The sequence below is a fragment of the Streptomyces sp. UNOC14_S4 genome, assembly GCF_020740835.1.
Taxonomy (GTDB): domain Bacteria; phylum Actinomycetota; class Actinomycetes; order Streptomycetales; family Streptomycetaceae; genus Streptomyces.
The window spans coordinates 1-11,841 of record NZ_JAINFC010000214.1 but is presented as its reverse complement, the minus strand read 5'-3'; the positions used below and the strand labels follow the sequence as shown (position 1 = coordinate 11,841).

Here is an 11,841-nt window from a genome sequence, read left to right as displayed (position 1 = left end):
CCCCCTCCACCGGACGTCGGCTGTCCGTAGGGGGCGCCTGCGTTCGCTGTCGGCTCTCCGCAGGGGGATGGTTGTCCCGTCTCACCGGACCTTGTCCGGTTCATACGGTGATGCCGCGTAGCGGGTTGCCAGTGCGGCCACGGTTCGGGTGACGGCGTCGCGCAGCTCGGGCGGGCCGAGCACTTCCGCCTCCGCGCCGAGCCTGAGCAGGTCGCTGACCGCGACGGCCTGTGTCTCGACGGGCATTTCCACCTGCACCCAGCCTTCGTCGTCCGGTGGCCCTGCTTCCTCAAGGGCTCGTGTGCCAGCCGTGCCGAACTGCACGGGCAGCAGTCGTTGTGCGCGGGGTGAAATCCGCAGCCGCGCGGTGCCCTGGTACATCGCGGCCTCCATGCGCCGGGAGGAGTCCTCCCAGTAGGCGGCCAGATCGAATCCGGCCGGTCGCTCGAAGGTTTCTCCCGTGGTGTCCACGGCCAGGAACCGCGATATCCGGTAGGTCCGTGTGTCCCCGTCCGCCCGCGCCACCAGGTACCAGATCCCGGCTTTGAGGACGAGGCCGAGCGGGTGCAGCTCCCGGTGCACCTCACCGCCCCAGCGCCGGTAGTGAGCACGCAGCGCCCTCTGTTCCCACACCGCCCGGGCGACTGGCGCCAGATACGGAACCGTGTCGGCGTCCCGGAACCACCCCGGCGTATCCAGGTGGAATCGGTCCTGAACACGCCGGGCGCGGTCGGCCAGTTCGGCCGGGAGGGACGCCCGCAGCTTCAGCTGCGCGGTCGCCAGCACCGCGCCGAGGCCCAGATCACGCGCCGGACCCGGTGCTCCGGCGAGGAAGAGCGACCCGACCTCGGCGTCGGTGAGCCCCGTCAGCCGGGTGCGATACCCATCCATGAGCCGGTAGCCGCCGGCAGGCCCGCGATCGGCGCGGACCGGGATGCCCGAGGCGCTGAGCGCCTCGATGTCCCGGTAGACCGTGCGAACGGACACCTCCAGCTCGGCGGCGAGTTCAGGAGCGGTCATCCGCCCGCGGTTCTGCAGCAGCAGAAGCAGGGAGAGAAGCCGGTCGGCACGCATGGAGCCATTGTCCTGCTGTACCTGACAGCAGATGTCAGGTACAGCGGTCAGGCTGGTCACACCCCGCACGGAACAGACGGTGCGGCCGACCGAGAGGACATCCATGTCCGTGCAGACAACCGGCTACTTCACCTTCGCCAACTGGGAAGAACGCGCAGTCGGCTCGAGCGGGGCGAGCCTGAAACTCGCTCACGCCTCCGTCACCAACACCTTCTCCGGCGGCATCGAGGCCGCCGACACCACCTGCGAGTACGCCATCGTCTACGTCACGGAGAAGACCGGCACGTTCGCCGGCATGGAGGTGCTGACCGGCAGCCTCGAGGGACGCGAGGGCACCTTCGCCGTCGAGGAGCGGGGCTCGTTCGACGCTGACGGAACCGTGCACTGCACCTTCCAGGTCGTACCGGGGTCAGGCAGCGGCGAACTGACCGGCCTGCGGGGAACCGGCAGCTTCACCGCCAAGCACGGCGAATCGTCAGTCCCGTACACCTTCGACTACGACCTGGGCCTGCGCCCCGTCAGGGGCGCGGGGAACGGCGCGAGCAACCAGCGACGACCCGCAGGCGGCTTTTAGGGGCGCGGGGAACTGCGCGAGCAACCAGCGACAGCCCGCAGCCGCCGGACAGGCAAGAGCGACCGAGCTCGTAGGCGGCTTTTCAGGGGCGCGGGGAACTGCGCGACAAGCCCCCACCGGACCCGCAGCCGCGCGCCCAGCGCAAGCCGCACCCCAGTAGGCGCACGGCCCAGCGGCACAGCCCGGGGCTGCGCCCCGGGCTCAAGCGAGCGGCTGGGTGAAGCGGATGCGATTGCCGAAGGGATCGCGCAGACCGCAATCCGTCCCGTAGGGCCGCTCCGTGGGCTCCTCGGTGAACTCGACGCCGCGGGCGAGCAGCGTCTCGTACGTCTTGCGGCAGTCGTCCGTGGTGAAGATGAGCCAGCCGCCCATCGCGCCCTTGGTCACGAGGTCGCGGACCTGCTCCGCGGTCTCCTCGGACATCGCCGGGGCGCCCGGCTTCTCCAGGAGGATCTGGCGCTCCGGGTGTCCGGGGACGCTGACGGTCAGCCAGCGCATGAAGCCCAGGGGGACGTCGGCGGCGACCTCCAGGCCGAGCTTGCCGACGTAGAAGTCGAGGGCCTCGTCCTGGTCGAGGACGTAGATCTGGGACTGAGTGATCGCGTTGAACATGTGCTCAACGCTACGGGGCGGTGCCCGCGAAAACTTCTCCGAAACTGCTCGGTCCGGGCGGGCCGGACGGGCCGCCCGTCACGCGCTCGGCCGCGTCCAGGCCATCGTGAAGCAGGTGGGCACGCCCGCGGCCGCCGCGGCCCGCTGCGCCGCATGCGCCTCCTTGCGGTAGGCCCTCGGGGACCGGCCGACGATGTCGCGGAACGTGCGGCTGAAGGTCCCCGGGCTGCTGAAGCCGACTTCGAAGCAGATGTCCGTCACGCTGCGGTCGGTGTCGCGCAGCAGGAACATCGCGCGCTCGACGCGGCGGCGTTGCAGGTAGCGGTGCGGTGTCTCGCCGAAGGTGGCCCGGAAGACGCGCGTGAAGTGCGCCTCCGACACGTGCGCGATCCGCGCCAGGGCCGGGATGTCCAGCGGCTGCGCGTAGGCGCGGTCCATCGCGTCCCGTGCCCGCAGCATGCGGCGGTTGCTGTCTTCGGTGAGGCGGCTCACGAGGTCATCACATCACGATGTCGAGGTGGCGGTGGTGGCCGTTCTCCAGAACGGCCTGTGAGCGGAATGCCCCGAATCCGGCGAACGGGGGGTGTGGTGCACGATGAATCTGGGAGAACTGTGGTGTGGGCTGCTTCCGGGCTCGCGATCGGAGTCGCTTATGCGCCAAAACCCCTGCGTAGTGGCTGCCTTGACTTCCCGGGACGTCGATGGGAGGGCGGCGCCCGCCTTGAGGACCGGAGGAACATCACACGATCGGTGGGTGAATTGTTGCTTTTATGGGTATTTATGGAAGGGCTGAGGCGGCGGTCGATCCGTCCTGCGGAGCCGTTCTCCGGGCTCGTGCCGATTGGGCAAAACGGACCGGACAGCGCAAGCATGGGGCCTCCCCTCACCGCACGGTCCTCCTCGGGCCATGGCGAGGGCTGTCCGCCCGCTGCCCCGGAAGGAACACACCCATGCGAGTCCGTGCCCCCCGAGACCTGGCCGCGCTGCCGTACGCGTCCCGCCTGGAGCCCTTCACCGGCGGGATCGAGCACGGGGGCAGCTATGAACTGCTGCACTTCGACGGCTCGGACTTCGAGGACGCCGACGGCGGCAGCTCCCTCTTCAGCGAGTCGGCCTTCTCCTCGGCGACCTTCACCCGCGGCCGCCTCCGCCGCTCGCGCTTCGACGAGGTGTGGCTGCACACCGTCCGCGTGGTCGGCACCAATCTCGCGGAGACCACCTGGCTGGACAGCGAGTGCATCGCGAGCGTCTTCGCCGGTACGGAGATCCACGGCGCCGAGCTGCGCCGCGTCGTCTTCCACCAGTGCAAACTCGACTCGGTCAACCTGCGCGCGACCTCGCTGAAGGACGTCGTCTTCGTCGACTGCCTCCTGCGCGACGTGGACTTCGGCGGCGCCAACCTGACCGACGTCAGCTTCCCCGGCTCGTCCCTGGACGGCGCCCGTTTCGACCGTGCCACCCTGACCAGGGTCGACCTGCGCGAGGCCGGCGCGCTGAGGATCACCTCCGGGCTGGACGGCCTGAAGGGCGCGATGATCACCTCGGGCCAGTTGTTCGACCTGGCACCGGCACTGGCGCAACACGTCGGCCTCATCGTGAAGGACCACTGACGGCGGTCGGTTCATCGGCCCGATACTCATGTCTCCCGTCGTCCGCGAGCCCCGCGAACGCCTCGCGCACGCGTTCCCGTAGCCAACGGTGGGCGGAGTCCGCGTCGTTGCGCGGATGCCAGGCCATCCCGATGTCCAGGGGCGGGAGTTCGAGCGGGACGGGGAAGGTCCGCAGGCCCAGGGCCTCGACGCAGTGGCGGGCGAGCACGGCGGGGGCCAGGCAGACCAGGTCGGAGCTCTGGGCGAGGAACAGGCCGACGGTGTGGCTGGGGACGGCCACCGGCACCCGGCGTTCCAGCCCCAGCTCGGCGAGCCGGTCGTCGATGGGGCCGCGGCGACGGCCCTTGCGGGACACGGAGATGTGGTCGGCCGCGGCGAAGGCGCGCGGCGTGACGCGGCGGGCCGTGGCCAGCCGGTGACCCGGGCGGACGGCGCCGACCAGGCGGAGTTCGGTCAGTGACTCGGTACGCGTCTCGGGGTCGAGGTGGTCGAGGACGCCGATCTCCAGGTCGACGCGTCCGTCACGCAGGGCGGGCGTGTCCTCCACGCTCTCCGGGAGGAACCGCAGCGACACCCCGGGGGCCTGTTCCTGCGCCAGCGCGGTCAGCGGGGTGGCCAGCGCGGCGAGCAGCATGTCGCTGGTCTGGAGCGTGAACTGCCGCGCGAGGCGCGCCGGGTCGGGGGCGGCGTGCGGGGTGAGCAGCCCGCGGGCCTGCTGCACCACGGCGTGCACATCGGCCCGCAGCTCCAGGGCCCGCGGGGTGGGTACGAGGTTCCGGCCCGCCCGGACGAGTACGGGGTCGCCCAGCACGCGCCGGATACGGCCGAGGGTGCGGCTCATGGCGGGAGCGGAGGTGCGCAGCCGCGCGGCGGCGCCGGTGACGCTCTGTTCCTCCAGGAGCGCGTCGAGGGCGACGAGCAGGTTCATGTCGAGGGATTCCAATGGGCTCTCCCGAGGAGGCGTGTATGTGATGGCCGTCATATGTGCCGGATGTCGTCGCGGGCGCCACCAGCTCGATTATCGGCAGAGGCAAAGACTATGTACCAGGAGTGCACTGGAGATCATCCGTGGGCGGCGGCAGGCTCTGGGGTGCCGGGGAACGCCGGCGGATTGGGTAACCCAGAGAGGACTCCGATCATGACCACCGATTCCGCGCACGAGGGCGATCTGCTCGCCGTCGTCAGCCAGGGCGGGTCGACCGTCACCTTCTTCGACGCGGCCACCCATGAGCGTGTGGACTCCGTCGGTGTCCCCGCGCAGCCGCACGAGTTGTGCTATGACGCGGCGAACGGGGTGCTGTACTGCACGAGCGCGTACCGCTCGGGCTACTACCACGCCCACTCGGGCCACGCACACGAGGTCAGCGTCATCGACGTGACCACCCGGCGCGTCGTCGACGTGCTCGACCTCTCCCCCGAACACGGCCCGCACGGACTGGCCCTGGACCCGGAGCGCGGCCTGCTCTACGTGAGCGTCGAGGCCCGCGAGGACGAGCCCGGCGGCGTCGTGGTGATCGACACGAAGGACCGTTCCGTCCTGGGCCGCGTCCCCACGATGGCCCCGGGCCCGCACTGGTTCGCGATCACGCCGGACGGCCGTCGCGGCTACGCCACCAACAAGGAGGCGCCGTTCGTCTCCGTCGTGGACCTGGAGACGCGTACGTTCACGGGCCGCATCGAGGTGCCGGGCAGCGAGGGCCTCGACGTCTCGCCGGACGGCCGGTACGTCTACGCGGCAGCGCCGAAGGCGGACTTCCAGTCCGCCCCGTCGAAGGCCCGACCCGGCGTACGCGTCATCGACGTGGCGTCCGGGGCCGTCGAGCGGGTGCTGACCACCCACGGCCCGGTGATGCCGGTGCACACCACGCGCGAGGGCCTGATCCTGGCGGGGGAGCTGCGCCTGACCGCCGACGCCGACAGGCCGCTGGGCGCCCAGGAGAACGGCAGCCTCGATGTCTGGTCCCCGGACACCTTCGAGCTCCTGGCCCAGGTGGAGGTCGGCCGCTTCCCGCTGACGATCCACTCGTCGCCGGACGGCGGTACGGCGTACGTGTCGAATGTGGACTCGTCGACGGTCTCGGTCGTCGACCTGCGCCGCTTCGAGAAGGTGGCCGACCTGGCCGTGGACCGCCCCGAGGGCGCGGCTGGGGCGCACGGGCTGGCGTACGTGCCGTACGCGGGCTGACGGCCGTACGGGAGGGAACGGGGTGCCGGGAACAGGGGACTCGGCACCCGGACCCGACGATCCGGTCACTCGACCACGACCACCGGCAGTTCCTCCTTGGCGAAGTCCCACAGCGCGTCGCTGTCCTCGGACCGCATCCTTATTCCTCCGGTGGCCTTCCCGGTCACCGGCCGGGGCGACGAGCCGTCCAGGGCGGCCGAGAATCCGATCGCGACACTGCCGGACACGTCGAAGAAGACGACGTTCTTGACGGCGACGCCGTCACCGCCCGTGGTCGACTCCCGCCTGCCGCTGACGGTGTGCTCGCCGAGGGTCGGCCTCAACGTACCGGGCCACACGGGGAAATCACGGACCGCGCCGCCGTCTTGTTTCACGAGCCATACGTGCTTACGGCTCAGCGAATAGACGACGCGCTCGCCTTCTCCGGAACCGTGGGGCAGGGGCGGCCGTTCCGGGGCGGAGGGGGAGGACGACGGGGAACCCGCCGCGGCGTCCTGGTGCCCGGGCCCGGTCCCGTCGGCCAGCAGGGCGAGAACACCGACGAGGACGAGGGCGGAGGCGGTGAGACCGGCGACCGTGACCCACGGACGCAGGCGACGGGCCCTACGCCGACCACCCACCGACGACCCACCCCCGCCAGCGCGAAAAGGACATGCCGGAAAGCGCCAGCATAGCCACGTCAAATGACAGCCGGACAGGCCGGGTTGCGACTCCGGCCGGCCGGATACCGGTCAGCGGCCTCCTTGCACCTGGCGCCATCTCGGCCACCGGCCGGGAAGGTCGCGCAACGGGCGTATGCCGGGCCGGACGCCCGGGCGGGTCACGGCATGCGGCGGTGCCGCCACACCTGGTGCAGGTCCCAGTAGTACGGCGAGTTCTCGTCCGCGCTCTCGACCGCGCGCAGCACCTCGTCACCGCGCGCGTCGTCCCGCAGGGCCAGCCGTACGGCCGCCCTGACGCGTACGGCCTCGTTCTCGTCGTCGAGACAGGCGGCGAGCACGTCCGAGGCGGAGGAATCCCCGGGCGCCCGTTCAAGCGCGTAGCAGGCGGTTTCGCGTGCGCCGGCGCTCGCGTCCCGGGCGCACGCGAGGGCCGCGGCCAGTGCCTCGGGGTGGCCCTGGGAGACCTGCCAGTGCAGCCCGGAGAGCGCCTGGCTCCGGACCACGGAGTCGTCGTGCCGGGTGAGATCGAGCAGCGGCCTCTCGGCCCTGGCGTCGGCGGCGCTGGACAGCCCGGCCGCGAGGAGCCGCAGCACCGGCAGGTCCTTCTCCTTCGCGGCCCACGGGAGGAGGAGGCCGGTGAGCACCCCGTCCAAGGACTCGTCCTCGCAGTCGTCGCAGGCGATGACGAGGTGCAGTACCTCCGCCCCGAAGAGCCGTGCCCTCGGGTCCGGATGGTCCTGCAGGGCGGCCGCTTCCGCCCAGTCGGCCGGGTCGTTGCGCCGCTGGAGCACGCATATCGCCGTCAGCCAGACCTGGTGGTTGGGGTCGGGCTCGGCCAGTGCGCGGCCCAGCAGTTCGGCGAACGGCAGCGTGATCCCGTAGCGGGGCTCCAGGCCGGTCAGGATGGCGGCGTGGCCGTCGCGCATCCTCAGGCCGCCCAGCGAGAGTTCCCGGCAGACGCTTCCGGCCTCGTCCGTGACCTTCCTGCTCACGATCCGCCCCGACGCGCCGCTCCTGCGCCGCAGTTCGGCTTCGACGCCGGTCGTGTGCCGGTGCCGGGCCAGGGCCAGGGCGTCGCGCCCCTCGGCGTCCTCGGCCCACAGGCGCGCTCCGCGCCCGATCAGCAACTCCGCGATGTCGTGGTCCCCGTTGCCGACCGCGCGCAGCAGGGGCGTACGGCCGTCGGCGGCGGGACGGTCCACCCGGGCCTGGTGGACCGGGTTGAGCAACTCCTCGACGACCGCCCGGTCGAACGCGTCCACCGCCAGGCACAGGGCCGGAGTGCCGTGTTCGTCCACCGCGTCGGCGTCGGCCCCCTCGTCCAGCAGTGCCCTCACCGCCTCCGCGTCGCCGTCCCGCACCGCCGCCAGGAGCCGCTCTTCCCGCATGAGTCCCTCTCGTCCCGTCCAGTCGTCACGGGACACCGTACGGAAGCCCGGACCGCGCTCGGCGCACTCCCGCGCGCGGGTATGCGCACCACACGCAACCCTCACGAAGTACTACGAGCCGATACTCTGAGTGACAGGAAGTCGGCGTTTCGGGAGGGGACGGACGATGACCACCGATCTCAGCGAGCCCAATGAACCCAACGATTCCCAGGACGTGTACGAGCCCCCGGCGCTCGTGGAGGTGGGGGACTTCGCGGGCCAGACGCTCGGGTGGACCGAGGGGAGCGCACTGGAGGAGGGCGGCGAGGGCCAGCTCTGGTACTGGCGGTAGAGCGCGCCGTGCCGGAGGAGGAGTGGTTCGTCGTCCTGCCGGACGGCCCGGCGGCCCTGGCCGCGGTGTGCGCGCTGCGGCCGCTGGCCGACCGGATCGTCGCCCACGGTTCCGGCCGCCCGTGGCTGCTCGGGCACTGGCCCGAGGGCCAGGTGACCGTGGCCCGTACGGGCAGGGCGCGGGTGGCGGTGATCGGGCGCTGCCCTGTCACCGCCGTCGAACTCGCGGCTCTGGTGAGCCATGTGGAGGACCTCGCACAGGTCGAGCGGGTCGCGGAGACGCTGGCGGGCAGCTTCCACCTGATCGCCTCGGTCGGCGGGCGGGTGCGGGTCCGCGGGAGCGCCTCGGGGGTGCGCCGGGTGTTCTCCGCCCTGGTGGGCGGGGCCACGGTGGCCTCGGGCCGCTGCGACGTGCTGGCCGGGGCGATCCACGCCGCGGTGGACGAACGGGTGCTGGTGACACGGCTGCTGCCCGCGGGCGCCGTGCACTCCGTCGAGGGGAGGAGCATCTGGCACGGCGTCATGGCCGTGCCTCCCGATCACTGTCTGGTCCTGGAGCCGGACGGCCGGGCGACGGCACGGCGCTGGTGGACGGCGCCCGACCCCGTCGTCCCGCTCACCGAGGGGGCCGTGACGCTGCGGCAGGCGCTCTCGGCGGCCGTGGACTCCTGCACGGCGGACGGCGGCACGGTCAGCGCCGACCTGTCGGGCGGCCTGGACTCCACGAGCCTCTGTTTCCTGGCGGCGCGCGGACCGGCCCGGCTGGTGACCACGTACCGGCAGGGCGCCGACCCGGTGAACAGCGACGTGGCCTGGGCGGAGCGGGCCCGGACGGCCCTGCCGGAGGCGGAGCACCAGTGCCTGCCGCAGGACGCGGGACCGCTATGGTTCGCGGGCGCGGCGGGCCCGCACCCACCGCTGGAGGAGCCGGGCGCCTGGGTACGCGACGCGGCCCGGCTCGCCGACCTCGCCCACCGGATGACCGCCGCGGGCTCCCGGCTGCACCTGGCCGGGCACGGCGGCGACGAGCTCTTCTCCGTCACCCCGCGCTACCTCCACGACCTGGCACGCGAGCATCCGCTCAAGGCCCCGGCCCACTTCCGTACGCACCGGCTGCGCATGCGGCAGCCGCTCCGGCCGCTCCTGCGCACCCTCGTCGACCGCACCACGTACGCGCAGTGGCTGGCCCTGGCGGCCGAGGAGATGGACGCGGCGCCCGCCACGGTGACCGTGCCCGGCCTGTCCTGGGGGCCGCAGCTGCGGATGCCGCCGTGGGCGACCCCGGAGGCCGTGCGCAGCGCCCGGGTCCTGCTGCGCGAGGCCGCGGCCGACGCCCCCGAACCGCTGGCCCCGCACCGCGCGCAGCACGACGCCGTGCAGTACGCGCGGACCGCGGGCGTCACCGTCCGGCGGCTCGGAGCGGCCACCGCGCGGGCCGGGCTGCCGCTGGCCGCGCCCTGCCTGGACGACCCGGTGCTGACCGCCGCCCTGTCCGTACGCCTCCACGAACGTGCCGGGCCCACCACGTACAAGCCACTGCTCACGGCGGCGATGCGGGACATCGTCCCGGCCGCCCTGCTGGCCCGCACCTCCAAGGGCGACTACAGCACCGACTTCTACATCGCCCTCAACCGGCACCGGGCGGAGCTGCTGGATCTCTTCGACGGCTCGCTGCTGGCCGGGATGGGCCTGATCGACAGGGCCCTGCTGCGGGACGCGCTGCTCGTCCCGCACCCCACGCCGCACATCGTCACCCACCTGTCCCAGACCCTCGCCTGCGAGGCCTGGCTGCGCTCCCGCTCCGTGCCCCGCCCCGCGGGCCTCGTCCAGGGCCCCGCCGGCCCACCGCCGCCCGGGAGGGCCCCATGACCGTCGCCCTGCGCGACACGATCAGCACGGCGGCCGTCGAGGACGGCCTGATCCTGCTCGACGAGCGCACCGGCCGCTACTGGCAGCTCAACGCCACCGGCGCGCTCGTCCTGAACGCGCTCCTGCGCGGTGCCGGCCCCTCCGAGGCCGCGCGGCACCTGCGGCAGCGGTATCCGAGCCTGCCCGCCGGGCAGGCCGAGGAGGACGTCGGGACGCTGGTCACGTCGCTGCGCAGCGCGCGGTTGGTGAAGCTGTGAGCGGGGCGGACCCGCTCGGGCGGCGCGAGGTCCGGGTGGCCGTCGTGACGGCCCGGCTGCTCGCGGCACTGCCACCGGACCGCATCCGGCTGGCACTGCGCCTCGTCCGGCTCGGTGCGGGCGCCCCGGCGAGCCCGGAGCAGGCGCTGGCCGCGCGGGAGGCCGTCACCGCCGCGAGCGCGCGCTGCGCCACGTCGCACGGGTGCCTGCAGCGTTCGCTGGCGGTGGTGCTGCTGTGCCGGATGAACGGCGTGTGGGTCACGTGGTGCACCGGGGTACGGACCCGGCCGTTCCGCTCGCACGCCTGGGTGGAGGCGGCGGGAACCCCGGTCGGGGAGCCGTACCCCGAGGGGTACTTCGCGCCGATCCTGCGGGTACCGCCGTCCACGGGGTGAGCGGTGCCTCAGCGTGGCAGGAGCAGCAGCCCGTCCACGTAACACCAGGCCCACTGCTCGCCCGGCTCGAACGAACGGGCCAGGTCGTGGCCGGGCTCGGCGTGGGCGTGAGCACTGGCATGCTGCTTCGGGCTGCTGTCGCAACAGCCGACATGCCCGCAGACCAGGCACTCGCGCAGGTGCAGCCACGTACTCCCGATACGGAGGCAGTCCTCGCAGCCTTCCGTCGTACTGGGCTCCACGTCACGCGCCTGACCCAGGTGCGCGCAGTCGCGCCGCGTGGGTCTGCCTTCGACGTCGGCGGCTACTCGCCAGGTGGTTCGACCGTCGGTCATACCCCCACGGTAGGTCGGCGAACCGCCACACGAAAGCGGAGGTCAGGCGACATTACCGAAGGTTCGGCACGGGCGCTGTCGGCTGCTTGTCGGGGCGTTGTCAGACCCTGCTGGCACACTCACGAAGTGAGGCCGACGGAGACGGTCGACGGGGGTGTCCGTCTCCGCCGGGTCCTCATGCCGGACGGGCAGTGACCGGGGTTCGCCTATGGGGTGTGCCTCTTGCGCTCCGCGCGCGAGCGCGCCCCCGGCGGGGGCTTGTCGCGCAGTTCCCCGCGCCCCTGGAAAGCCGCCCACGAGCTCGGTGTGCTGGGCTCGTCCGGCGACTGCGGGCCTGTGGGGACTTCTCGCGCCGTTCCCCGCGCCCCTAAAAGCCGCCCACGAGCTCGGTCGCCCATGCCCGTCCGGCGTCCGCAGGCGCGTCGTGGTTGCTCGCGCAGTTCCCCGCGCCCCTGATGGGGCGCGCCAAGCCGCCCGGCGCCGTGGCGGGGATAGCCACCCCCTGCGGAGAGCCGACAGCGGACGCAGGCACCCCCTACCGGCAGCCGAC

At 72.5% G+C, this 11,841-nt stretch carries 14 protein-coding genes; 7 read left to right on the top strand and 7 right to left on the bottom strand.

What is annotated here, in order from left to right:
• Positions 1-81: 81 nt before the first annotated feature.
• Entirely contained in the window at positions 82-1,074 is a 993-nt protein-coding gene (locus K6I34_RS19940) for a YafY family protein (RefSeq protein WP_229327667.1), read from the bottom strand.
• A gap of 103 nt (positions 1,075-1,177) precedes the next feature.
• On the opposite strand from K6I34_RS19940, the gene K6I34_RS19935 reads away from it, so the two are divergent.
• A complete protein-coding gene (locus K6I34_RS19935) occupies positions 1,178-1,648 on the top strand; it encodes a DUF3224 domain-containing protein (protein WP_308294033.1) in 471 nt (156 codons plus the stop codon).
• A 201-nt stretch (positions 1,649-1,849) separates the two neighbouring features.
• Here the strand turns inward: K6I34_RS19935 and K6I34_RS19930 are convergent, their stop codons facing one another.
• Both K6I34_RS19930 and K6I34_RS19925 read right to left on the bottom strand, forming a co-directional pair.
• Positions 1,850-2,260 (bottom strand): VOC family protein, encoded by a 411-nt coding sequence (locus tag K6I34_RS19930; RefSeq protein WP_229327666.1) that lies wholly within the window; start codon positions 2,258-2,260, stop codon positions 1,850-1,852.
• A 78-nt stretch (positions 2,261-2,338) separates the two neighbouring features.
• Positions 2,339-2,752 (bottom strand): helix-turn-helix domain-containing protein, encoded by a 414-nt coding sequence (locus tag K6I34_RS19925; RefSeq protein WP_229327665.1) that lies wholly within the window; start codon positions 2,750-2,752, stop codon positions 2,339-2,341.
• A 458-nt stretch (positions 2,753-3,210) separates the two neighbouring features.
• Between K6I34_RS19925 and K6I34_RS19920 the strand changes: the two genes are divergently transcribed.
• On the top strand, positions 3,211-3,870 hold the full coding sequence (locus K6I34_RS19920) for a pentapeptide repeat-containing protein (RefSeq protein WP_229327664.1): 660 nt from the start codon (positions 3,211-3,213) through the stop codon (positions 3,868-3,870).
• Here the strand turns inward: K6I34_RS19920 and K6I34_RS19915 are convergent.
• On the bottom strand, positions 3,851-4,852 hold the full coding sequence (locus tag K6I34_RS19915; protein ID WP_229327663.1) for a LysR family transcriptional regulator: 1,002 nt from the start codon (positions 4,850-4,852) through the stop codon (positions 3,851-3,853). The two genes, K6I34_RS19920 and K6I34_RS19915, sit on opposite strands and share 20 nt — an antisense overlap.
• 156 nt (positions 4,853-5,008) lie before the next feature.
• On the opposite strand from K6I34_RS19915, the gene K6I34_RS19910 reads away from it, so the two are divergent.
• On the top strand, positions 5,009-6,055 hold the full coding sequence (locus K6I34_RS19910; RefSeq protein ID WP_229327662.1) for a YncE family protein: 1,047 nt from the start codon (positions 5,009-5,011) through the stop codon (positions 6,053-6,055).
• A 65-nt stretch (positions 6,056-6,120) separates the two neighbouring features.
• On the opposite strand, the gene K6I34_RS19905 is transcribed toward K6I34_RS19910, so the two are convergent.
• A complete protein-coding gene (locus tag K6I34_RS19905; protein WP_229327661.1) occupies positions 6,121-6,675 on the bottom strand; it encodes a L,D-transpeptidase in 555 nt (184 codons plus the stop codon).
• A 200-nt stretch (positions 6,676-6,875) separates the two neighbouring features.
• Positions 6,876-8,105 (bottom strand): ankyrin repeat domain-containing protein, encoded by a 1,230-nt coding sequence (locus tag K6I34_RS19900; protein ID WP_229327660.1) that lies wholly within the window; start codon positions 8,103-8,105, stop codon positions 6,876-6,878.
• Positions 8,106-8,271: 166 nt separating this feature from the next.
• Between K6I34_RS19900 and K6I34_RS19895 the strand changes: the two genes are divergently transcribed.
• The 4 genes from K6I34_RS19895 to K6I34_RS19880 are packed head-to-tail and all read left to right on the top strand — an operon-like array spanning position 8,272 to position 10,956.
• Positions 8,272-8,436 carry a lasso RiPP family leader peptide-containing protein gene (locus K6I34_RS19895; RefSeq protein ID WP_229327659.1) on the top strand — a complete coding sequence of 55 codons (165 nt, stop codon included), beginning with the start codon at positions 8,272-8,274 and terminating at the stop codon, positions 8,434-8,436.
• Positions 8,437-8,444: 8 nt separating this feature from the next.
• Positions 8,445-10,304 (top strand): asparagine synthase-related protein, encoded by a 1,860-nt coding sequence (locus K6I34_RS19890; protein WP_229327658.1) that lies wholly within the window; start codon positions 8,445-8,447, stop codon positions 10,302-10,304.
• Positions 10,301-10,561 carry a lasso peptide biosynthesis PqqD family chaperone gene (locus K6I34_RS19885; RefSeq protein ID WP_229327657.1) on the top strand — a complete coding sequence of 87 codons (261 nt, stop codon included), beginning with the start codon at positions 10,301-10,303 and terminating at the stop codon, positions 10,559-10,561. Before K6I34_RS19890 ends, K6I34_RS19885 begins: the two co-directional genes overlap by 4 nt.
• On the top strand, positions 10,558-10,956 hold the full coding sequence (locus tag K6I34_RS19880) for a lasso peptide biosynthesis B2 protein (RefSeq protein WP_229327656.1): 399 nt from the start codon (positions 10,558-10,560) through the stop codon (positions 10,954-10,956). The genes K6I34_RS19885 and K6I34_RS19880 overlap by 4 nt, the downstream gene beginning before the upstream one ends.
• Positions 10,957-10,964: 8 nt before the next feature.
• Here K6I34_RS19880 and K6I34_RS19875 read toward each other — a convergent pair whose 3' ends face one another.
• Positions 10,965-11,291, bottom strand: coding sequence for a UBP-type zinc finger domain-containing protein (locus K6I34_RS19875; protein WP_229327655.1), 327 nt, complete (start codon positions 11,289-11,291; stop codon positions 10,965-10,967).
• Positions 11,292-11,841 lie beyond the last annotated feature (550 nt).